The 20,768-nt window shown below is 63.1% G+C and carries 20 protein-coding genes; 13 read left to right on the top strand and 7 right to left on the bottom strand.

Annotated elements, in window-relative coordinates:
- Window positions 1–6 precede the first annotated feature (6 nt).
- From RHP72_RS28885 to RHP72_RS28875, 3 genes are read left to right on the top strand one after another with little or no spacing between them, the layout of a single operon-like run.
- Window positions 7–1,377: an MFS transporter gene (locus RHP72_RS28885; RefSeq protein WP_311094139.1), complete on the top strand. Its 1,371-nt coding sequence runs from the start codon at window positions 7–9 to the stop codon at window positions 1,375–1,377.
- Entirely contained in the window at window positions 1,377–3,092 is a 1,716-nt protein-coding gene (locus RHP72_RS28880) for an acyl-CoA dehydrogenase family protein (protein ID WP_311094138.1), read from the top strand. Before RHP72_RS28885 ends, RHP72_RS28880 begins: the two co-directional genes overlap by 1 nt.
- Window positions 3,089–4,318, top strand: coding sequence for a CaiB/BaiF CoA-transferase family protein (locus tag RHP72_RS28875; RefSeq protein ID WP_081558695.1), 1,230 nt, complete (start codon window positions 3,089–3,091; stop codon window positions 4,316–4,318). Before RHP72_RS28880 ends, RHP72_RS28875 begins: the two co-directional genes overlap by 4 nt.
- Here RHP72_RS28875 and RHP72_RS28870 read toward each other — a convergent pair.
- On the bottom strand, window positions 4,240–5,034 hold the full coding sequence (locus RHP72_RS28870; protein WP_030537640.1) for an LLM class F420-dependent oxidoreductase: 795 nt from the start codon (window positions 5,032–5,034) through the stop codon (window positions 4,240–4,242). The two genes, RHP72_RS28875 and RHP72_RS28870, sit on opposite strands and share 79 nt — an antisense overlap.
- A gap of 284 nt (window positions 5,035–5,318) precedes the next feature.
- Here RHP72_RS28870 and RHP72_RS28865 point away from each other — a divergent pair, with 284 nt between their 5' ends.
- Both RHP72_RS28865 and RHP72_RS28860 read left to right on the top strand, forming a co-directional pair.
- Complete coding sequence (locus RHP72_RS28865; RefSeq protein ID WP_007735229.1) at window positions 5,319–5,927, top strand: ClpP family protease; 609 nt, start codon at window positions 5,319–5,321, stop codon at window positions 5,925–5,927.
- A 4-nt stretch (window positions 5,928–5,931) separates the two neighbouring features.
- Window positions 5,932–6,519: an ATP-dependent Clp protease proteolytic subunit gene (locus RHP72_RS28860; RefSeq protein WP_003945993.1), complete on the top strand. Its 588-nt coding sequence runs from the start codon at window positions 5,932–5,934 to the stop codon at window positions 6,517–6,519.
- Here RHP72_RS28860 and RHP72_RS28855 read toward each other — a convergent pair whose 3' ends face one another.
- Genes RHP72_RS28855 through RHP72_RS28845 form a run of 3 tightly spaced genes read right to left on the bottom strand, consistent with a single transcriptional unit; the run spans window position 6,520 to window position 8,265 of the window.
- Complete coding sequence (locus tag RHP72_RS28855; protein WP_283568823.1) at window positions 6,520–6,888, bottom strand: helix-turn-helix domain-containing protein; 369 nt, start codon at window positions 6,886–6,888, stop codon at window positions 6,520–6,522.
- A 58-nt stretch (window positions 6,889–6,946) separates the two neighbouring features.
- Window positions 6,947–7,444: a TIGR04338 family metallohydrolase gene (locus RHP72_RS28850; protein WP_311094137.1), complete on the bottom strand. Its 498-nt coding sequence runs from the start codon at window positions 7,442–7,444 to the stop codon at window positions 6,947–6,949.
- Complete coding sequence (locus RHP72_RS28845) at window positions 7,441–8,265, bottom strand: DUF2786 domain-containing protein (protein ID WP_030537724.1); 825 nt, start codon at window positions 8,263–8,265, stop codon at window positions 7,441–7,443. The genes RHP72_RS28850 and RHP72_RS28845 overlap by 4 nt, the downstream gene beginning before the upstream one ends.
- A gap of 114 nt (window positions 8,266–8,379) precedes the next feature.
- Here RHP72_RS28845 and RHP72_RS28840 point away from each other — a divergent pair, with 114 nt between their 5' ends.
- The 6 genes from RHP72_RS28840 to RHP72_RS28815 all read left to right on the top strand — a co-directional run bounded on the left by RHP72_RS28840 (window position 8,380) and on the right by RHP72_RS28815 (window position 15,476).
- The gene (locus RHP72_RS28840; protein WP_003946073.1) at window positions 8,380–9,453 is read left to right on the top strand and encodes an ABC transporter ATP-binding protein; all 1,074 of its coding nucleotides are present in this window, start codon (window positions 8,380–8,382) and stop codon (window positions 9,451–9,453) included.
- Between the two features lie 170 nt (window positions 9,454–9,623).
- On the top strand, window positions 9,624–10,913 hold the full coding sequence (locus tag RHP72_RS28835; protein ID WP_007735225.1) for an ABC transporter substrate-binding protein: 1,290 nt from the start codon (window positions 9,624–9,626) through the stop codon (window positions 10,911–10,913).
- A gap of 20 nt (window positions 10,914–10,933) precedes the next feature.
- On the top strand, window positions 10,934–12,109 hold the full coding sequence (locus tag RHP72_RS28830; RefSeq protein WP_007735224.1) for a carbohydrate ABC transporter permease: 1,176 nt from the start codon (window positions 10,934–10,936) through the stop codon (window positions 12,107–12,109).
- Window positions 12,106–12,942 (top strand): carbohydrate ABC transporter permease, encoded by an 837-nt coding sequence (locus tag RHP72_RS28825; RefSeq protein ID WP_003946046.1) that lies wholly within the window; start codon window positions 12,106–12,108, stop codon window positions 12,940–12,942. The genes RHP72_RS28830 and RHP72_RS28825 overlap by 4 nt, the downstream gene beginning before the upstream one ends.
- A gap of 22 nt (window positions 12,943–12,964) precedes the next feature.
- Complete coding sequence (locus RHP72_RS28820; RefSeq protein ID WP_019746112.1) at window positions 12,965–13,174, top strand: hypothetical protein; 210 nt, start codon at window positions 12,965–12,967, stop codon at window positions 13,172–13,174.
- A gap of 112 nt (window positions 13,175–13,286) precedes the next feature.
- The gene (locus RHP72_RS28815; protein ID WP_075835009.1) at window positions 13,287–15,476 is read left to right on the top strand and encodes a transglycosylase domain-containing protein; all 2,190 of its coding nucleotides are present in this window, start codon (window positions 13,287–13,289) and stop codon (window positions 15,474–15,476) included.
- 24 nt (window positions 15,477–15,500) lie between these two features.
- On the opposite strand, the gene RHP72_RS28810 is transcribed toward RHP72_RS28815, so the two are convergent.
- Entirely contained in the window at window positions 15,501–16,799 is a 1,299-nt protein-coding gene (locus RHP72_RS28810) for a T3SS (YopN, CesT) and YbjN peptide-binding chaperone 1 (protein ID WP_003946055.1), read from the bottom strand.
- Between the two features lie 139 nt (window positions 16,800–16,938).
- Complete coding sequence (locus RHP72_RS28805; protein WP_311094136.1) at window positions 16,939–17,997, bottom strand: SDR family oxidoreductase; 1,059 nt, start codon at window positions 17,995–17,997, stop codon at window positions 16,939–16,941.
- 91 nt (window positions 17,998–18,088) lie between these two features.
- Between RHP72_RS28805 and RHP72_RS28800 the strand changes: the two genes are divergently transcribed.
- Together RHP72_RS28800 and RHP72_RS28795 are read left to right on the top strand one after the other, a co-directional pair.
- Entirely contained in the window at window positions 18,089–18,400 is a 312-nt protein-coding gene (locus RHP72_RS28800) for a helix-turn-helix transcriptional regulator (protein ID WP_007735219.1), read from the top strand.
- A gap of 150 nt (window positions 18,401–18,550) precedes the next feature.
- Window positions 18,551–19,942 carry an amidase gene (locus RHP72_RS28795; RefSeq protein ID WP_311094135.1) on the top strand — a complete coding sequence of 464 codons (1,392 nt, stop codon included), beginning with the start codon at window positions 18,551–18,553 and terminating at the stop codon, window positions 19,940–19,942.
- On the opposite strand, the gene RHP72_RS28790 is transcribed toward RHP72_RS28795, so the two are convergent.
- Window positions 19,934–20,665 carry an MBL fold metallo-hydrolase gene (locus RHP72_RS28790; RefSeq protein WP_030537720.1) on the bottom strand — a complete coding sequence of 244 codons (732 nt, stop codon included), beginning with the start codon at window positions 20,663–20,665 and terminating at the stop codon, window positions 19,934–19,936. The two genes, RHP72_RS28795 and RHP72_RS28790, sit on opposite strands and share 9 nt — an antisense overlap.
- Window positions 20,666–20,768 lie beyond the last annotated feature (103 nt).

Here is a 20,768-nt window from a genome sequence, read left to right as displayed (position 1 = left end):
AGAACCGTGGATCAAAACCCAGGTCAAGACACCAATCCGCCTGAATACAACACCAAACAGGCACGCAAGGCCGGAATCACGGCGTTCGTCGGAACGACCATCGAATGGTTCGACTTCTACATCTACGGAACCGCATCCGCCTTGGTGCTCGGCCCGCTGTTCTTCCCGGATGCGTCGCCGGCGGTGGGGACACTCGCAGCCTTCGCGACTTTTGCCGTGGGATTCGTGGCTCGTCCGGTCGGCGGAGTGGTGTTCGGTCATTTCGGAGACAAGTTCGGTCGCAAGAACGCCGTGATCATCACCCTCGCGCTCATGGGGTTGGGAACTGTCGGTGTCGGCCTCCTCCCTACGTACTCCCAGATCGGGATCTGGGCACCGATACTGCTTGTGGCACTGCGTGTTCTCCAGGGCATTGCCATGGGCGGCGAATGGGGCGGTGCCGTGTTGATCGCCACCGAATTCGCTCCCCCGAAGAAGAAGGTGCTCTACGGCGCGTTTGCGCAGCAGGGTTCACCGGTCGGCAACCTGCTCGCGACGCTGGCCTTCCTCGGCCTGACGTTGATGTCGGATTCCGTGTTCGAGTCGTGGGGTTGGCGTCTGCCGTTCCTCGGATCCGCAGCTTTGGTGATCGTCGCTCTCTACATCCGTCTGCACATCTCCGAGACACCCGAGATGAAGAAGGCTGTTGCGGCACAGGAGCGTACACGGATGCCGCTGGTCGAAGTGTTGTGGTCGCATCCCGTCGAACTTGCTCTCGGCGTCGGCGCTGTGGTTGCCGGTGTTGCCATCACGTACGTCAAGACAACCTTTGCGCTCTCCTGGGCGACAACGGATCTCGGCTTCGAGCGTAGTGACTTCCTCCTCGTGATCACCGTGGCACTGGTAGCCCAGGCGCTCGTACAGCCTTTCGGTGCTGTGCTGGCCACGCGGATCGATCCGTCGAAAGCGGTCCGTTGGATGCTGCTTCCGGAGATCGTGCTCCTACCACTGATGTTCGTGCTGGTTCAGACGGGCTCCGTGCCCTTGGCGATTCTGGGGATGGTCCTCGCGACGGCGCCTCACGCAATGTATTACGCCGCGTTGGCCGGCATCCTGGCGCAGGTTTTCCCCACCAATGTTCGGTATACCGGCATCTCTCTGTCGTACCAATTGTCGACCGCCGTATTTGCCGGAACGGCCCCGATGGTCAGCCAGTATCTGCTGACGCGAACCAACTCGATCTGGCCGGTCGTAGCTCTAGGACTCGTGTATGTCGTTCTCTCCCTTGTCTGTATGACTGCTTTGTTGCGCAGGAGTGCGCTGCACGGGCAAGGGCTGGAGTCGACGAGCTCCTCGAACATGACTGATGCTTCCACCCTGAAAGGCGTTGACCACTGATGAACTTTGCACACACCGACCCCGCTCTGACAGCGGTAGTGGACAGATGGACCGCCGGGGCGGACCGAGAGACGTTGAACGGATTGCTCGACCGACTGGGCCGAGATGCCGCCGGCCGTTTGTCCGAGCTTGCCGACATCGCAGACAAGAACCCGCCGGTGCTGCAGCAATTCGACAAGGCCGGTGACCGCGTCGACCGGATTTCCTATCACCCGGCCTACCTGGAACTGTGCCGGGCGGCGTACAACGAGTACTGCCTGTCCGCCATGTCGCACCGAAAAGGGTTGCACGGATGGGACTCCGTGCATCCGCCACTCGCGAAGTACCTCGCGTCGTACATCTTCGTGCAGGCCGAGTTCGGGCTGGCCTGCCCGGTGTCGATGACAGATGCTGCTGCGCGGACCCTGCGTATGTTCGGTGATCCGGCCGTGTTCTCGCCCTGGATCGAAGCGTTGACGTCGACGGACCCCGATCAGGCGAAGACGGGTGCGATGTTCATGACCGAGATTCAGGCAGGAACCGACATCGCCTGCACCGAAACACGCGCCGAGCGCGACGGCGACGGATGGGTTCTGACGGGCAAGAAGTGGTTCGCCTCCAACCCGGATGCCGATGTGATCATCACCCTCGCAAGATTCCCGGGCGGACAGGATGGTTCGACGCGTGGAGTCGGAATGTTCATGGTGCCCAAGACCTTGGGATCCGGCGAGCGCAACAACCTCACGATCGATCGTCTCAAGGACAAGCTGGGTACGCGTTCCATGCCGAGCGGCGAGGTGACGCTGAACCGGGCGCACGCACTCCAGGTCGGTGAACTCGATCGAGGGTTCCGCCAGATGGCTGAAATGGTCAACACGTCTCGCCTCTCCAATGCGATGCGTTCGAGCGCTCTCATGCGCCGAGCAGTTCGTGAAGCCGTCGAACATTCGAAGAGCCGAGTCGTGTTCGGTAAGAGGCTCTTCGACCAGCCGCTGATGCGGGCGACACTTCTTCCCCTTGCACTCGATGCCGAGGCTTCGCTGGCCCTGGTCGCGTACAGCGCACAGTGTCTTCAGGCAGCAGACGGCGGCGACGAACAGGCGCGCGCACTGATCAGAGTACTGACACCGATCGCCAAACACTTTGTCTGCAAACGCGCGCGGGTGGTCACCGGCGAGGCCATGGAGGTGCGCGGAGGAAACGGCTACATCGAGGAATGGGCCAACGCGCGACTCGTCCGGGACGCTCACCTCGGATCGATCTGGGAAGGGTCGAGCAATGTCATTGCGCTGGACGTACTTCGGTGCCTACGTAAGTTCAACTCGCACCGCACCGTCGCGGGAGCGATGACGGACATCCTGTCCACCGTCGGACCGGATTGCGAAGCCGGGTCCGGAGTTCTGTTGCGGCGCTGGGAGGAACTGGTCGATGAAGGAGATCGTCTGATCTCCGGATCTGACGATGCCGCGCAGGCTGCGAGTGCAAGGTACTCCGACGAGTTGGCTCGTACCGTCATGGCGACCCTGCTCTTCGACCTTGCGGACCACGGCATCCGACACGGTAATGGGTACCGGTCACTGCTGGTGGCGAATTCCTACCTGGCCGGTCTTGTGGGGAAGGTGCCGTCGGCTGCACTCGGCAATCTCGACGTGATCACCGACGGCGGTGACGTCGAACTGGATGACGCACGTGACGTCGTAGCCGAGTTCCTCTCCGTAGCAAGGGTTCACCAGTGAATTCTCCAACAGGCCCCACACCCTTGGCTGGTGTCCGCGTGCTCGATCTGTCGAAGATCCTTGCCGGGCCGTACGCAACCATGTCGCTTGCCGATCTCGGAGCCGACGTCACCAAGATCGAACACCCTGAAGGCGGCGACCCCACGCGTTCGTGGGGGCCTCCCTTCGTCGGCGTAGATGCCGCCTACTACCTCGCGATCAACCGCGGCAAGAAGTCGGTCACGATCGACCTCAAGTCCACCGAAGGACAGGAGATCATCCACCGCATGCTCGAAGAGACCGATGTGGTCGTGGAGAACTTCAAGCCGGGCAGCGGATTACAGAAGATCTTCGACTACCAGGCACTGTCCGAGCGATACCCGCATCTGATCACCCTGCACATCTCTGCCTTCGGTGAAGAAGGACCGCTGCGCGACGAACCGGGGTACGACATGATCGCGCAGGCCGCGGGTGGGCTCATGTCGCTCACCGGTGAACCGGGTGGTGCTCCGATGAAATCCGGGTTTGCGTTGGGAGACTTGGGCGCAGCGCTTTTCGGACTGGTCGGTGTCCTGGCTGCATTGGTCGAGCGAGGCCGGACCGGGCGCGGACAGTACGTGACCACGTCGCTGTACGAGTGCCAACTCGCGATGCACGTGAACTGGGCGACCAGTTACTTCGCCACCGGTGAGCGCCCGACTGCGTTGGGCTCCGGTCATCCGAATCTTGCTCCGTATCAAGCATTTCCTGCCAGCGACGGGTACTTCGTCGTCGCTGTCGGCAACGACGCGATGTGGGCGTCGCTGTGCGAGGCCATCGGAAGGAGTGAACTGGTCACCGATCCGCGTTTTGCCCACAACCGCGACAGGGTGGAGAACCGCGAGAGTCTGGAACGAGAACTCACCAGCGCCTTCGCATCGGAGACCGTCGAACACTGGTGCGCTCTTCTCGCCGAACGCGCCGTACCGGTCTCACCGATCCGGCATCTCGACGAGATCTACTCCGATCCCCACACCGCCGCGCTCGGCATGGTCGGAACCGTCGACCATCCGACGCTCGGACCGTTGAAGCAAGTGGCCTTTCCGGTCAACTTCTCCGGCCAGAGGCCACGTCTGACGTCGGCGCCGCCCGTTCTCGGCGCCGACAACGACGAAGTCCTTGGTACCGCTCAGGCCAGCCCGCTCAACGCAGGCGGCGTGTTGTCGTCGCGCCAACCGATGGCCTCGGCAAGCGTCGTGAGGTCGTAGTCCGGTCCGCTGACGCCGACGGTGAAGAGTGAGACACCGTCGGCGACCAGGTCGGCTGCATTTTCGAGCCCAGGCCACGGAACCGAGTGCTCTACTTCCAGCGGGTTCCGGCCCACGTCGGCGCAGTGGTCGGAGAGGATGTCTGACTTGCGCAGGTGTGTCTCACGGTCGCCGAAGCTGTGCCAGACGTCGGCGTACTCGGCGACCAAGCGCAGGGTCTTCTTCTCGCCGCCACCGCCGATGAGGACCGGGATGTTGCGCGTCGGCGGCGGGTTGCCCTTCGCCAGGCGGCCCGTGATGCGGGGGAGGTATTCGCCAAGCAGTTTCAGCCGTGAACCGGGAGTGCCGAAGTCGTATCCGAACTGGTCGTAGTCCTTCTCGAACCAGCCGGCACCGATACCGAGGATCAGGCGCCCACCGCTGATGTGGTCGACGGTTCGCGCCATGTCGGCCAGCAGATCCGGATTGCGGTAGCCACCACCGGTGACCAGGGCGCCGATCTCGACGCGTTCGGTCTGCTCGGCCCAGGCGCCGAGCATGGTCCAGCATTCGAAGTGTGCGCCGTCGGGATCGCCGGTCAACGGGTAGAAGTGGTCCCAGTTGAAGACGATGTCCACCCCGGCGTCCTCGGACCGCAAGACGGCGTCGCGTATCAACCCGTAATCGGGTGCGTGCTGGGGTTGGAGTTGAACACCGATGCGTACCGGACGAGTCATGCCACGCTCCTGACGAGAGGAATGGTTGTCTTCTCCCATCATGGCCGGGTGTGCGCGGTACCGCTACCGCCGCCGTCGGTGACGGGTTTGCCCGCTCTTGTACCCACCGCTTTTCGAGCGAACGGTACTTTCGGCGCCTTAGATCGACTGAACGTGCCGTTCGCTCAAACAGGGTGGCAGTCAAAGGGGGCGGGTAAAAACAGGGGGGCGGGTAACAATAGGGGTGGTCTGCCCACAGCAGACAAGCGGGGCCGCGGCACTGCCGCGCCGGTAGGAATGGATTCATGACTACTGAAGCGCCCACCGATACCGGCTACCGTGACCTGTTGACAGACAGGCTCTTCCGACAGCGAACCATTCTGCTCACCGGCGAGGTCAACGACGCCATGGCCGAACGTGTGTGTTCGGAACTTGTGCTCCTCGCCACCACCGACCCCAAGCGCGACGTCGTGCTCTACATCAATTCACCTGGCGGATCGGTGTTTGCCGGTCTGGCCATCTACGACACTATGAAGCTCATCCCCAATGACGTCGTGACGGTCGCGATGGGCTTCGCGGCCAGCATGGGCCAGGTGCTCCTCTGCTCCGGCACCCACGGCAAGCGAATCAGCCTGGCGCACAGCCGCATCATGATGCACCAACCTTCGGCAGGTATCGGTGGCACTGCGGTGGACATTGCGATCCAGGCCGAGAGTCTCGAGCTGATGAAGCGTCAATCGCAGGAAATCCTCGCCGCCGAAACGGGCCGGACCGTCGAAGAGATCGAGACCGACAGCGATCGGGATCGCTGGTTCACCGCCGAGCAGGCGCGCGAGTACGGAATCGTCGACCGCGTCGTGACGTCCTTCGCCGAGATAGCACCGCAAGCCACCTTCCCCAAGATCGGATTGTGACGTCATGTCCCAGTACACGATTCCCAGCGTCATCGAGCGAACACCAACGGGTGAGCGATCTTTCGACATCTTCAGCAGGCTGCTCAACGAACGCATCGTCTTTCTCGGCACAGAGATCGACGACGGCGTCGCCAACGTCGTGATGGCTCAGATGCTGCATCTGCAAGCCGACAACCCGGATCGTGAAATCGGTTTGTACATCAACTCTCCCGGCGGTTCCACCACGGCGATGCTCGCGATCTACGACACCATGCAGTTCTTGAAACCGACGATTTCCACGTACTGCATGGGTCAAGCGGCTTCGGCTGCTGCAGTGCTTCTGGCCGCCGGCACTCCAGGCCATCGGCATGTTCTTGCCCATTCGCGGGTGCTGCTGCACCAACCGTCGACGCAAGGTAGTGGCACCATCTCGGACCTCGCGCTTCAAGCAGCCGAGATCCTGCGAATCCGGGAGCAGACCGAGGCGATTCTGAGTAAGCACACCGGTCAGAGCGTCGAGCGATTGCGTAAGGACACCGATCGCGACAGGATCTTCACCGCCGACGACGCAATTTCCTACGGGCTGGCCGACACCCTCATCGAAGGGAACTGACTAGGCCGCCATCAGGACGGGACCCGAGATCGGTGCGGCAGAGTGCCCGAAGGTGAGGGAGTTGAGCGCAACGATCCGGTTGCCCGCTCGGAACAGCAGATGCTCGAGCGGCATCCCGAGCGCTTCGCAGATTGCGCGCAGAATTTCCGACGACGGTTCCTTCTTGCCCCGTTCGATCTCGGAGAGGTATTGCTTCGACATCCCGACCTTTGCGGCTACGTCGTCGAGAGTTCGGTCCTGATCGCGTCGAACCTCCCGCAGCACTCGTCCGTAGGCTTCACGAATCAGTGGGGGTTTGCGCACGGCAACAGCCGGATCGGGGAGTTCCGACTCACCCTTGACCAGGACCAGTCTGCGCGGCGCATCCATAGGCCGAGTATTCCAGCCGACCGGTACGGACACCACCGGGTTCGCCGAGGGCTGACATCTAGTCCGTTCGAACACCACCGGCAAGAAACATCGCTCGAAGAACGAAGGCCGCCTCGGGTCCGATGATCTCGCCGACAAGGCTCGTGTAGCGGTCGACGAACTCGGGCCCGTGGGAAGCCTCGTCGGAGGCGGGGTCGCCGAGGTGGTGCGCAAGTTCGTGCAAGACAACGAATTCGCGTAGCGCCCACCGGCCGTCACGGTCGTCCGGGACGGCGATGACGTCGTTCGAGTAGTGAGCGGCGGCATTGCCGCCGCGGGACCGTACGGACACCGGAATGGTTGCGCGAGTCCAGGTCTCCCGTACCCAATTCAGCCCGAGTAGCTGATCGCAGTACGCCTGGATCGACTCCACGGAACCGAATTTGCGCTCGACCGGCAAGGTGATGGTGGAACCCATGGCTTCGACGCTCCGAAGTCCACGCTGGTCGGCGCGATCGAACATGGTGCGCACCAACATCTCTGCCTCGTAGACGGCGCTCCGCTGCGTATCCCTCACGAGTCCAGCTGCCCGCGCACCCCGCCGATCTCCGGAAGGTTCCCCAGACGTGCGGAGCGCGCAGCCCGATCACCCGCTCGTCGAGCATGCGAGGAATGCCCGGCGCTTGCGCGGCCGCCGCCCCGCCACGTCCCACGCGCTTTGGAGTTGGACGAGTAGTAGTCCTTCAGCTCGATTTCCTTGTTACGCAGCACGAGTGCGGTTTCGGAAGACGACGTGGCAGATTCTGCGATCGCGGTCTTCTCCGTCTCCTGCTTCGTCTCGGCCAACCGAGCGCCGATGCGGGACGCGTACGCCATCTGGAAGTTCAAGCGCGCCGTCACTCCGGCCACCGGCTTGCGGACCTGCGTGCTGACGCGTCGTCGTCCACGAGTTTCGACGACGGTCCGCACGGACGTTTCGCCGCGGTACGCCCCGGAACGCACGTACGCATCGGAGTCACGCACCATCTGGAAGAGCAGGCTCGAATACAGGGCCTCGCACACGTCGATGTCGCCGGCGAAGCCGTAGGCATAAATTACGGCCGACGTCTGCGCGATGTCGCATTGCACGTCGTTGGCAGCGGCGATCGCGATGAACAACTGGGCGTACGTTCGCAGTCCGCGCTTGCCCGGTTCGCCGATGGTGATGAGCCGTTGAGTGGGCGTCGCACGCTTTTCCGAAGACGCGGTATGCGCACGCGCGACCGCCAGGTCGATCGCGGAACTGGTGGCCAACCGCTGAGCGGCAGCCATGAAGGCTTCACCTTCGTGTGGATTGTCGGTGGACTCCGCTTGGCGAAGCAGCGCACCGATGCGGGTCAGCATCTTCTCCGAACTCACCGTGAAAGACTACGCTCGCGCGCCGACACGGACGTTTATGCTGCTAGCGCACACGCTCACCCTCGACTTGGATCGTCCGGCACGTTCCTGCCGGTAGAAGGGATCAACCCCGTCATGGCTTCAGTGACTTTCGAGAGCACCACCTGCCTGTTCCCCGGATCGAACACTCCGGCAGTGGACAAGCTCGACCTCGAGATCGAGGACGGCGAGTTCCTCGTCCTCGTCGGACCCTCCGGCTGCGGAAAGTCGACCACCCTGCGCATGCTCGCCGGGCTCGAAGACGTCCACAGTGGACGCATCCTCATCGGCGACCGCGACGTCACCGGTCAGGAGCCGAAAGAGCGCGACATCGCGATGGTCTTCCAGAACTACGCGCTGTACCCGCACATGTCGGTGGCCGAGAACATGGGTTTTGCGCTCAAGCTCGCCGGAACCAACAAGACGGAGATCCGCGCCCGCGTCGAAGAGGTCGCGAAGATGCTCGATCTCGAGCCGTACCTCGATCGCAAGCCCAAAGCGCTGTCCGGTGGCCAGCGTCAGCGAGTGGCGATGGGCCGCGCCATCGTCCGCCAGCCGCAGGTCTTCCTGATGGACGAGCCGCTCTCGAACCTCGACGCGAAACTCCGTGTGCAGACACGTACGCAGATCGCTCAGCTGCAACGACGCCTCGCGACGACGATGGTTTACGTGACCCACGACCAGGTCGAGGCCATGACGATGGGTGACCGCGTCGCCGTCCTCGAAAAGGGAATCCTGCAGCAGTGCGCCTCGCCGCGCGAGCTGTACAACAAGCCGAAGAACGTCTTCGTCGCCGGCTTCATGGGTTCACCCGCGATGAACCTCTTCACCCTCCCCGTCGTCGACGGCGGCGTCGCATTCGGTGACGGGATCGTTCCGGTTCCGCGCGAGACGATGAACGGCGTCGTCGAAACCGAGGTTGTTCTGGGTATTCGCCCCGAGCACCTCGAGATCGCCGCCGAAGGCCTGCCGATGGAGGTCGACGTCGTCGAGGAACTGGGCTCGGACGCCTACGTCTACGGCCGGACCACGATCGGCGGACGGTTGCAGCAGATCGTCTCGCGTGGTGACTGGCGCAATCCGCCGCAGAAGGGCGAGCGCGTCAACCTGCGCGTCGACCCCGAGAAGGTGCACATTTTTGCCACCACCGACGGGCGTCGCCTGGGTTAGGTCGACCTGTCAAACGACACATGACCGATTCAGGTTCGGCGTAATACCCACAAGTACGGGTGTCTCGTGCCACAGTAGGGGCCGATGCCGGGAGCCGGCACTCATGGCGCATGCCGTGAGCAGGCTCTCGGTGACCGTCTATTTGTCATACACATACGGGGAGCGAATCCATGGTTCTGAACTCGAAGGCGATGCGCCGCGCTGCAATTGCAGCCACGGCAGCGTCCATGCTGGTACTGGCAGGCTGTTCGTCCGATTCGGACAAGGACAGCGGAACCAGCACCACGGCCGCATCCGGGGGATCGTCCTCGAGCGAAGGCCGCGGACCCATCACGATCGTCGAGGGGCAGGATGCCCTGAACGAGGCGCTCGAAAACATCATCTCCGACTGGAATGCCGAGCATCCGGACGAGAAGGTCACGCTCAAGCCGCTGGCGAAGGAAGCCAACGCGCAGGTCGACGACATCACCCAGCGCATGCAGGCCAAGAGCGACGAGTACGACCTCATTGGCGTCGACGTCGTCAACACCGCTCAGTTCGCCGCAAACGGTTGGCTGCTGCCGCTCGAGGGTGACCTCGCGATCGACGAGTCCGGCCTCCTGCCGTCGACCGTCGCTTCGGGCACCTACAACGGCAAGCTCTACGCAGCGCCGAAGAACACCAACGCAGCGTTCCTGTACTACCGCAAGGACCTCGTCGAGAAGGCCCCCACCACGTGGGCCGAGCTCAAGGAAAACTGCCCGAAGGCTGTCGAAGCCGGCATCTCCTGCTACATCGGTCAGTTCAAGAACTACGAGGGCCTGACGGTCAACACCACCGAGATCACCAACGCCTTCGACGGACCGTGGGTCGGCCCGGACGGGCTCACCCCTGCCATCGACGACAAGACAAAGGCAGGCGTTCAGTCGATCGTCGACAACTTCGCCGACAACACGATCCCGCAGGAAGCGCTGACCTACTCCGAGGGCGAGTCGCAGACCGCGTTCGGCGACGGCAAGGCACTCTTCATGCGCACGTGGTCCGGCTTCTCGGTCGACGGTGAGAAGACCTCGGTTGCCGGCAAGTACGGCTACACCGTTCTTCCGGGTGTCGACGGACCGGGCGCTTCGACCGTCGGCGGCTACAACGTCGGCATCAGCGCGTACTCGGACGCACCCGCCACGGCTCGTGACTTCCTCGAGTTCATGCAGACCAAGAAGTCGCAGACGTACTTCACCGAGGTCGGCGGCGCACCCGTCCTCTCGGCTGTCTACGACGATCCGGCAGTGCTCGCTCAGTTCCCGTACTTCGCGACCCTGAAGGAAGCACTCGCCACCGCTCAGCCGCGCCCCGTCACGCCGTACTACACGCAGGTGTCGAAGTCGATCTCCGACAACACCTACGCTGCTATTCGCGGCGAGAAGACCGTCGAGCAGGCCTTGGCGGACACCAAGGCCGGCATCGAAACCGCCGGTAACTGATCTACCAGGAGCAATAAGCAATGGCAGAACCGCAGGATCCTTCCGCGGCTGTGCCTACCAACCCCACGGTCGGGGCCGGTTCAACCGGTCCCGACCGTTCGGGCGTTGGTGGGAGACACCGTGCACCGGAACCGCTAGAAGAGCCGTCGGCATCCGAGGCAGCAGGGACATCCCTGACCAAGGTTCTGCCTGACCTTGCAGCTACTCCACCCCCGCCGACCTCGCCCCCGCCTGCGTCGGCGGACAAGCCGAAGAAGCGTCGACGAGTTCCGGTGTGGGCGTTCGTCGCACCGTCGCTGATCGTTCTCGCCGTCATCATTCTGTATCCGCTCGGACGAGCGATCTGGATGTCGATGCACAGCGACGGCAAGAAGCTCGATCCCGAGACCGGCATGTTCGTCACCGGTCAGTTCACGTGGTTCGACAACTACAAGAACTGGATCACCCAGTCCTGCAACACCGCCAACGGCTCGATTCCCTGCCCGCCCGGCACACTCGGATCGCAGTTCTGGCAGTCGATCGGAAATACGTTCGGCTTCACCGTCGTCACCGTCCTGCTCGAGACGGTGATCGGTCTGTCGATGGCGTTGATCATGGCCAAGACGTTCCGCGGACGCGGTTTGCTCCGCGCTTCCGTGCTGATTCCCTGGGCCATCCCCACCGCCGTCACCGCGAAGCTCTGGTTCTTCATCTTCGCCAACGACGGCATTGCCAACAAGATCCTCGGCACCAACATCCTGTGGACGGCGGACCCCTGGCCGGCGCGATTCGCGATCGTCGTCGCCGACGTCTGGAAGACCGCGCCGTTCATGGCGTTGCTGATCCTCGCGGGTCTTCAGATGATTCCCGCCGACGTCTACGAGGCCGCCAAGGTCGACGGTGCGACGGCGTGGCAGCGGTTCCGCATGATCACGCTTCCGCTGGTCAAGCCCGCACTCATGGTGGCGGTGCTCTTCCGCACGATGGACGCGCTGCGGATGTACGACCTGCCCGCGATCATGATGGGATCCAACCCGGCCACCTCGACCATCTCGGTTCTGGTGGTCGATCAGATGCGCGTCGGCGCCAATTCGGCGTCGGCACTGTCCACCATCACGTTCCTCATCATCTTCGCTGTGGCCTTCATCCTGGTCCGATTCCTCGGAGCAAATGCGGTCAGCACGCAGGAAAAGCAGCGGAAGGGGGAGCCGGTATGAACAAGGCACTACGCGGCAAGATCGGCACCTACATCGGCGTCGTACTGATCATCGTGTGGGGACTCGCTCCCTGCTATTGGATGATCGTGACGGCGCTGCGCGACCCGGCGGACACGTTCTCGACGTCGCTGTGGCCCACCAATCTCACGCTGTCCAACTTCACCGCGGCGCTCGATCCCGACGCCAAGGTGAACTTCACCCGTGCACTGATGAACAGCCTCATCATCGCGGGCGCGACCACGCTGATCGCCTTGGTCATCGGCGTGTTCACGGCGTACGCGCTCTCGCGTTTCGATTTCCGTGGCAAATACTTCGTCACCGGAATCATCCTCGGCGCGTCCATGTTTCCGGTTGTCGCCCTCGTGACCCCGCTGTTCCAGTTGTTCACCGACATCGGCTGGATCGGCAGCTACAAAGCGCTGATCATCCCGAACATCTCGTTCGTGCTGCCGCTGACGGTCTACACGCTGACGTCGTTCTTCTCCGAGCTTCCGTGGGAGCTCGAGGAGGCGGCGCGTATCGACGGCGCCACCCGTGGCCAGGCCTTCCGTCTGATCATGCTTCCGCTCGCCGCGCCGGCACTGTTCACCACCGCGATCCTCGCCTTCATCGCAACGGTCAACGAGTACCTGCTCTCGCTCCAACTCTCGAGTGACAAGACCGCACCCGTCACCGTGGCGATGGCCAAGTTCTCCGGAACGGACCCATTCGTCACGCCGTACACCTCGATCATGGCCGGCGGAACCCTCGTGATGGTCCCGCTGGTCATCATGGTTCTCATCTTCCAGCGACGCATCATCGCCGGTCTGACCGCAGGCGGCGTCAAGTCGTGATGCGGGCTTGCGCACGGTTTCGATGAGGCGGGCTTCGCGCGCCCAGCGCATGGAGCTGATTGCCGGCTTCATCTCGGTCTTCGCCCTCATGGCGTTGATCGGCGCTGTGGTCGCGATCGTCAAGGGCGACCCCGGCGTGATGCCGTCTTTGGTGCTGCTCGGTTGCGTCGTCGCTCTCGGGCTGGCGTTCCGCGGATATCGGAACGCGGTCCGAGCAGAACGTCGCGAGTAGCCAGCCCGGTAGGGTGACATTTCGGTATCGCAGTTGCCGGGAGTTATCTGATCGAGATATCACCCTGGTGGAATGGTGCCGGTAAGTCCGGATCCACGACCGGGAGTGTTGAGTGAGTCCATCTAACAGATCGAGTGCGACGGGTGGCGATCAGTCGTCGGCTCGATCGGGCAAGTCGGCTAATTCGCCCCGGTCGAACAAGTCGGCCAAGCCCGCGAAAAAGCAGCGCTCGAAGTGGCGGTACGTCCGGCGGACCATCTACGTGCTCGTGCTCCTGATGGTCATCGTGCCCGCGTCGGTTTTTGCTGTCGCGTACAGCCGGACCGACGTCCCGCGCCCCTCTGACATGCAGACCAATCAGGTGTCCACCATCTACATGGCCGACGGCACGACCGTGCTCGGCAAGGTAGTGCCGGCGGAGGGAAACCGCACCGAGGTCGCGTTGTCGGCCATCCCGATTCACGTCCGCGATTCGGTGCTCTCGGCGGAGGATCGTAACTTCTACACCAACCCCGGATTCTCGATCTCCGGATTTGCTCGCGCTGCCCGCGACAACGTGATGGGCAAGGAAAGCGCCGGCGGTGGTTCGACGATCACTCAGCAATACGTGAAGAACGTCTTGGTCGGTGACAAGCGCAGTATCGACAGGAAGCTGCGTGAGCTCGTCATCTCCGCCAAGATGGCGCGCGAATGGTCCAAGGACGACATTCTTGCCGCGTATCTCAACACCATCTACTTCGGTCGCGGTGCGTACGGCATCGCCGCCGCGTCGAACGCGTACTTCGACAAGCCGGTCAGTGAGCTGAGCGTCGAGGAAGGCGCAGTTCTCGCGTCCGTCATCCAGAGCCCGTCGTTCCTGGACCCCGAGACCAATCTGTCCGCGCTGCAAGCGCGCTGGGACTACGTTCTCAACGGCATGGTGGAACTGGGCAGCCTGACCAAGACGGATCGCGACGCGATGCAGTTCCCGGCCGTCGCCCCCGCCAATCGGCCGACCGATCTGAACCAGGCGCCAGGACCCGAAGGCCACATCAAGACCCAGGTACTCAAGGAACTGGCCGAGGCCGGTATCAGCGATCAGACGCTGAACACCGCTGGCCTGCAGATCACGACGACCATCGACCCGGTTGCGCAGGAAGCTGCGCTGAACGCCGTCAGGCGGAATCTCGAGGGCGAGCCGGAAGACCTGCGGACCGCAGTAGTGTCCATCGACCCCAAGACCGGTGGCGTCGACGCCTATTACGGCGGTGACGACGGAGCCGGCTTCGACTACGCCCAGGCGCCGCTGCAGACCGGTTCCGCGTTCAAGGTCTTCGGTCTGGTCGCAGCATTGATGGAAGACATTCCGCTCTCCGCACGGTTCGACAGTTCACCGCTCACGATCAACGGCGTGACCATCGGAAACGTCGGCGGCGAATCCTGTGGTCGATGCACCATCGCCGAGGCACTCAAGCGTTCGCTGAACACCAGCTTCTACCGGTTGATGCTCTCGATGGAGAACGGTCCCCAGAAGATCGCCGACGCCGCCCACCTGGCCGGCATCCCCGAGCACATTCCCGGACTCGACTACCCGACGCTCACACAGGAGGGTGGCCCGCCGGAGAACGGAATCGTGCTCGGCCAGTACCAGTCTCGCGTAATCGACATGGCGTCCGCTTACGCGACGCTCGCCAATTCCGGTGTGTACCAGCAGCCGCACTTCATCCAGAAGGTCGTGACGGCCGAAGGTGAAGTCCTGCTCGATCGCCCGGTCTCTCCCGGTGAGCGTCGTCTCGATGCTGCCGTTGCCGACAACGTCACGCAGGCAATGCTGCCGATCGCGTCGTACTCGAACGGTCACGCGCTTGCCGGTGGACGCCCGTCTGCAGCCAAGACCGGTACCGCGCAGTTGGGTGACACGGGCCAGAACAAGGATGCGTGGATGGTCGGTTACACGCCGTCGCTGTCCACCGCGGTGTGGATCGGAACTTCCGACGCTCAGGCCATCACCAACTCCTACGGTGGTTTGATCTACGGCTCCGGAGTGCCTGCGGACATCTGGAAGAGCACGATGGACGGCGCGCTGAAGGGATCCGACTGGGAGAGCTTCCCGTGGCCGGACCCCATCGGCGGGCAGGCCGGCGTTCCCGCGAACTCCGGCGTGACCTCGGGGGACGGGACGGGCACGCCCACGACGGGCGCGGTCGCTCCCCCGGCGCCCATCGAGGTGCCCGGCCTACCGCCGATCGAAGTACCGCCGCTCCCCCAGTTGCCGCGTCAGATCGAGATCCTGCCGGGCATCGTCATCCCACTACCAGGCTGACAAACAGCGCCCGATTTCCGGTTCTCAGGCCTGATCGTCGAAGAGACCGAGTTGGGTGGGCGCTGCATCCTTGGCGGGCAGTACGACGACGCGCAGTCCGCGCCTGAGGTTGCGGATCGCGTGCGTCCACGCGCGCTTCTCGCCCGCACACAGGTCGGTGTCGTCGTCCTTGCGCCGGATGGACTCGGTCAACGCCTCGTGCCAGGCAGTCTCCTGCTCCTGGCTGATCCGCAGGTAGTCGAGAATGGTGTCGCGGTCGTGCTCACAGATCACGGCAACCTCTTCGGCGCTGAGCTCGCCCGTTCCGTCTGCGTCGAGTTCGAGGAGCGCCATGAGAGCCGGAGGAAATTCGTGGCACTCGTGTGACTCGTATTCGGCACCGGGATCTTCGTGCTCGGAGGCCATCCCGTCGTTGAAGGCGGTGTCTCCGGTAGCGCGAATGGGTTGCCCGCCCAGTTCTTCGGCGAGTTCGTCGGATGCTTCGGCCAGTTCGGCGAACGAGCGCAGAGCCCGCAGCAGGTGCTCGGCGACGAAGGGTGCGCCGTCCACGCGGACCACGCCCAGCACACTCTGCTCGACGAGAATGAGCTTGATGGTCGGCCATTGCCGATTGAGCTGAGCAAGAATTACAGCAGCGTTCTCGAGGTTCTCCACCGAATGCACGACCCGCGAGAACACCTCCACGTACTCGTCGTCCTCGAGGACACGAACATAGGTGACCTGCTCACCGCGGACCAGCGGGATATCGCCGTCGTCGTCACGCTTGGGCGGATGACCGAGAAGGCGCTCGACGGCCCCGTCGACCAGGATCCGCAGCATGTCGCCCGAACCCGAGGGAGCGTGAGACGGCGTCGTGGCGAACGCCGGCGTCGACTCGCGCCCACTGGTGCTGGCACGCAGGAACGACGGGTGCGCAATGCTCCACATTTCGCGGAATACGCGCAACACCTTTGTCACCAGTTCCTCGGGACGAGCGCGGTCGACGTCGATGTAGAAGGACATGGACCCATTGCCCTCGGGTTCGTGCTCGCACAGATCGGGAGCGTTGAACCCCATGTCGAGCAGCGCTGAATGGTCTTCCGGTTCGAGCATGCGCAGTGGATGCAGAAACCTGTTGGAAGGAACTTCACAGCGCACGGAGGTCTGGTTCCATGCGAAGAACTGGATGCACGCGGGCGCGTCGGCCAGTTCGTCCATGCTGTCGTAATGCGACTCCACCACGAGGGTGTCGTCGTCCTCCATCACGGAGATGTAGCGAGCGAGATGAGTCTCGAAAGTAGTCCAGGCACTCAGGATTTCCAGATCGAAAGTATTGTCCGACATCGTCGCTCCTCTGGTCCGGGGGCGCATGGGGCCCTACCGACGACTCGCCGAAACCCCTGCTTTTCAAACCCCGCCTACGACGTTAGTCGTGGGGTCCGACAGTGACAGTGTTCGTAGGATCCGAGTGACCGTGTTTCAGTCAGGGGATTATCTTCCGAGCCTGCAGATTGGCGAAGATGTCGAGGAACATCGCTTCGGTGTCGACGTGGCGGTGAAATCCGAACCGCCGAGCTTTCGATCCGTCAGCGAAAAAGTCGTAGTCCCATCCGAATACGAAGTCACCGAACCCCCAGGACGAGACATCGGAATACGGGGTCCGAGCAAGGTGGTGTTCCCCGACGAGTTCATCCCACACCGACTCCTTGTCCGCCATTGCGACATCGAGGGACATCGGGAGCGGAGGTGCGACGTCCATGTCGAAGAAGGCTGCGATCTTCGGCCACATCTCCTGCCAGCGGAACAGGTCGCCGTTGTTGATGTTGAACGCCTGATTTGCGCACTCGGGGTTGGTCGCGGCCCAGACCGTCGCTTCGGCCAGGAGTCCGGCGTCGGTCATCTCGATCAAGCTGGTGTACGCGCCGGGTTTGCCGGGGAATCGGAGTGGGACACCCAGTTTCTTCGAGATGGTCGCGTAGACGGCGATGACCATCGCGAGGTTCATCGGGTTACCCAGTGCGAATCCGGAGACGACCGAGGGTCTGATCGCCGACCATGTCCACGACTTGCCGAGCTGCCGACGTTCGAGGAACTGCTGTTGGTCGACGTTGAACTCGGGTGGCATGTGCGGTGGATCGCTCTCGCGGGCCGGAGTTTTGAACGGTCCGAGGTGTGCCCCGTAAACCTTGTAGCCCTGCATCAGGCTGACGTGCTCGAGTCCGCCCGCAACGGGCTCGATGGCGTCGAGAGTGTTGACCAGCATCGCCAAGTTGGGCGGAACCAGCTCGGCCCATGTCGGGCGGTCTTGATAGGCGGCGTAGAAGACGTGAGTGACGTCGCCCAGTCCGCTCAGTGCCGCTGCAGTCCGGTAAGGATCGAGCAGGTCGACTGCGATGTGTTCGACCCGGTCGGTGTCCGTACCGCCTCGCCGCGAGAGTCCGATGATCTTCCATTCTCCGGTCGACTCGAGGTGATCGATCAAGTTCCCACCGATCACGCCTCGGGCTCCGACCACGAGTGCCACTTTGTCGTGCTGCACCATTTCAGCCTCCCATTGGTATATCGCGATGTTGCGATATAGGGAGTGAACCACACATATCGGCATTTCGCGATCTAGCGGTATGATCTCGAACATGGAAGACGCAACAACCGAGTGGGAAACGGCGTTCAAGGCGCTGGCCAACCCGATGCGTGTGCAAATCCTGCAGTGGTTGAAAGACCCCGGGAGCTTTCCCCCTCAACTCGAGCCTGCCGAGGAGGTCGGAGTGTGCCTCAAGCACATTCAAGCGAGGGCGAAGGTGTCGCAATCGACTGCGTCTCAGTACATGGCCGCACTCCAGGCCGCGGATTTGGTGACCACCACACGAATCGGCCAGTGGAGGCACTACAAACGAAACGAGCAACAGATCGAGAAGCTTGCAGCATTCATCAGGCAGGGTTTGTAGGTACCAGCACCTGACCGATCCCTCGGGAGCCGCCAACGTTGTGGCAAAACCTCACATCGCCGGAGCCGTCGGTATGTGCATTGTGGTCGTTTCTCGGTTCACTCGCTGTCCTTAGGCTCGGCAGAGGGTACTGGCAAGGAGAGGCGTGCGATGAGTCGTGAGAGTTGGGTGGGCCGTGATGCCCGATCCATCGCCGAAGCCGTGCGGTCGGGTCAGGCGTCGGCGCGGACCATCGTCGAAGACCACCTCGCACGGGTCGACGAATGCAATGACGAACTCAACGCACTGGTCACCGTGTGCGCCGAGGAGGCTCGCACGGCCGCGGATGCCCTGGACGAGCGACGCCTTCTCGGTGAGACACTCGGCCCCCTTGCCGGGGTTCCGTTCACGGTCAAGGACCTGATCGCCACTGCCGGCGTGCGCACCACTGCCGGTTCTCGCACTCTGGCGGACAACGTCCCGGCCGTCGACGCCCCGGCCGTCGCGGCATTCAAGGCTGCCGGTGCGATTCTGATCGGCAAGACCAACACCCCGGAATTCGGCGCGTGCGGCCTGACTCGAAACGAACTGTTCGGAACCACGGCCAGTCCGGTGCGACCGGACGGCGTCGTCCGGTCCCCCGGCGGGTCGAGTGGCGGCGAGTCCGCGTCGGTTGCTGCCGGGATGAGCGTGCTCGGACTCGGTACGGATTTTGGTGGCTCGGTGCGTTGGCCCGCCCACTGCACCGGCCTCACTTCGGTTCGCCCGACGCTCGGACGTGTCGATCCGGAAGGTCAGTATCCAGGCGTGCTTTCGGATGGACGGGTACTCGCCAACCCTGCGACGATGCACGGCACGATCCAGACCATCGGCCCACTGGCCCGCAACCTCGGTGATGCGGCGCTTGCGTTGCGCGTCCTGTCGAAGCCGCATTTCTCGTGGACCGAGCCTGATTCGGTCGACGTCGACGACCTCGACATCCGCTGGGCCACCGGCGAGGGAACGATTCCCGTCGACGAAGAAATCCGGTCAGCGGTTCGGACGGTGGCGATCAGCCTGGACGCGAGCGAGTACGACGGTCTGGCCCTGTCGCGGGCCAACGCGCTTTTCGGTGCGTTGCGATCGGTCGAGACCCACGCGGACATCTACTCTCTCGCAGCAGGTTCAGCGCACGCTTTCGACGCGGACATCACCGCCATGCTTGCGGCAGGCCGTGATCGCAGTTCCGCCGAGGTGGAAGCGCTGTGGGCGGATCGCGCGGTGTTGATCAGCGAATTCCTCGGCGAGATGGGAGACGCACTGATCCTGCCGGTTGCGTCGGTGCTCGCTCCGCCGCTCGGTGTGGAGAGCTTCGAGGTGGACGGTCGCAAACTCACATGGATGGATGCGCTCGCGAGTTGCCGGGCGATCAGTGTGCTCGGCCTTCCGTCGGTCGTGGTTCCGGTAGGACTCTCCCGCAACGGTTTACCGATCGGGGTGCAGGTGGTGGCGAGACCGTTCCGCGAGCACGTTGCGCTGTCCGTGGCGGCGCGAATCACGTCGAAGGCGCAAGCTCTAGTCTGACTTCCATTTTTCGGTTTCGGCTGCGAAACGTGTTGCGTACGAGTCGGCAAGGTCGTGAAGAGTGGTGACGCAATCGCCGTAGTACGTCGGTGCATGCATGGTAGCCAGAATCCGCGGCTCGAGGTCGGCCAGGGCGCGGATCGTGGGTTCGAGATCCGGGGTGAGGCAGGTGGCGTGGCCCAAGTCCTCGGCTTCCAAAGCGGGACCGACGATTTCGTGCTCGGTGGTCGCGGGGTGGTGCCCGAACGCAGTGAAGAGATCTCCGCAGAACAGCGTCGACGTCGTCTCCTCGAACATCAGACCCGCGTCCCAACCGTGTGGGACGTGTGGGGTGTCGATGTGCCGGACTCGGCGGCTGCCGGTTTCGAGTACGTCGCCGTCCTGCAAGGGAAGTGGCGCCCGATCGGCCAGATCGTTGACCTGGACGAAGCACCCCATCGCACCGTGTGCAACTTGCGCTTCGGGGGCCGCCGCAAGCCAGGAGTTCATGGACCCGCATTCGTCGGCCTCGACGTGACCGAACGTGATCCATTTCAGACGGTCGATGTCGATCAGCGTGGAGAGTGCGTCGGAAGCCGAGGTGAACAACGCTCGCTGCCCGGTGTGGAAGAGCAAGGGTTCCTCGCCGTCGACGAGAAACTGGTTCATCGTGAGGTTCGCTTCGTCCACGAAGGTCGACAGTCGGTAGATGTCCGGCGCGATTTCGGTGATCGTGGTGGTCATCGCTGTGCTCCGATCAGGGCTGTTGTACATGTCGAGCTGTCTTCTCCAGCCTTCTCGCCGCCCCGCGCCTGCACAAGGTTCTGGACGTGCTTACGGCTCTGCA

The sequence above is a fragment of the Rhodococcus sp. SG20037 genome (assembly GCF_031763325.1).
GTDB classification, from domain to species: Bacteria; Actinomycetota; Actinomycetes; order Mycobacteriales; family Mycobacteriaceae; genus Rhodococcus_F; species Rhodococcus_F qingshengii.
Note: the sequence above shows the minus strand (reverse complement) of the source record. Positions and strands in the feature narration are given on the sequence as shown.

Coding starts and splice junctions, on each gene's coding strand:
- RHP72_RS28790 (WP_030537720.1), bottom strand. CDS start 20,665: ATGACCACCACGATCACCGAAATCGCGCCGGACATCTACCGACTGTCG.
- RHP72_RS28870 (WP_030537640.1), bottom strand. CDS start 5,034: ATGACTCGTCCGGTACGCATCGGTGTTCAACTCCAACCCCAGCACGCA.
- RHP72_RS28830 (WP_007735224.1), top strand. CDS start 10,934: ATGGCAGAACCGCAGGATCCTTCCGCGGCTGTGCCTACCAACCCCACG.
- RHP72_RS28835 (WP_007735225.1), top strand. CDS start 9,624: ATGGTTCTGAACTCGAAGGCGATGCGCCGCGCTGCAATTGCAGCCACG.
- RHP72_RS28880 (WP_311094138.1), top strand. CDS start 1,377: ATGAACTTTGCACACACCGACCCCGCTCTGACAGCGGTAGTGGACAGA.
- RHP72_RS28810 (WP_003946055.1), bottom strand. CDS start 16,799: ATGTCGGACAATACTTTCGATCTGGAAATCCTGAGTGCCTGGACTACT.
- RHP72_RS28825 (WP_003946046.1), top strand. CDS start 12,106: ATGAACAAGGCACTACGCGGCAAGATCGGCACCTACATCGGCGTCGTA.
- RHP72_RS28855 (WP_283568823.1), bottom strand. CDS start 6,888: ATGGATGCGCCGCGCAGACTGGTCCTGGTCAAGGGTGAGTCGGAACTC.
- RHP72_RS28800 (WP_007735219.1), top strand. CDS start 18,089: ATGGAAGACGCAACAACCGAGTGGGAAACGGCGTTCAAGGCGCTGGCC.
- RHP72_RS28860 (WP_003945993.1), top strand. CDS start 5,932: ATGTCCCAGTACACGATTCCCAGCGTCATCGAGCGAACACCAACGGGT.
- RHP72_RS28795 (WP_311094135.1), top strand. CDS start 18,551: ATGAGTCGTGAGAGTTGGGTGGGCCGTGATGCCCGATCCATCGCCGAA.
- RHP72_RS28805 (WP_311094136.1), bottom strand. CDS start 17,997: ATGGTGCAGCACGACAAAGTGGCACTCGTGGTCGGAGCCCGAGGCGTG.
- RHP72_RS28840 (WP_003946073.1), top strand. CDS start 8,380: ATGGCTTCAGTGACTTTCGAGAGCACCACCTGCCTGTTCCCCGGATCG.
- RHP72_RS28820 (WP_019746112.1), top strand. CDS start 12,965: ATGAGGCGGGCTTCGCGCGCCCAGCGCATGGAGCTGATTGCCGGCTTC.
- RHP72_RS28865 (WP_007735229.1), top strand. CDS start 5,319: ATGACTACTGAAGCGCCCACCGATACCGGCTACCGTGACCTGTTGACA.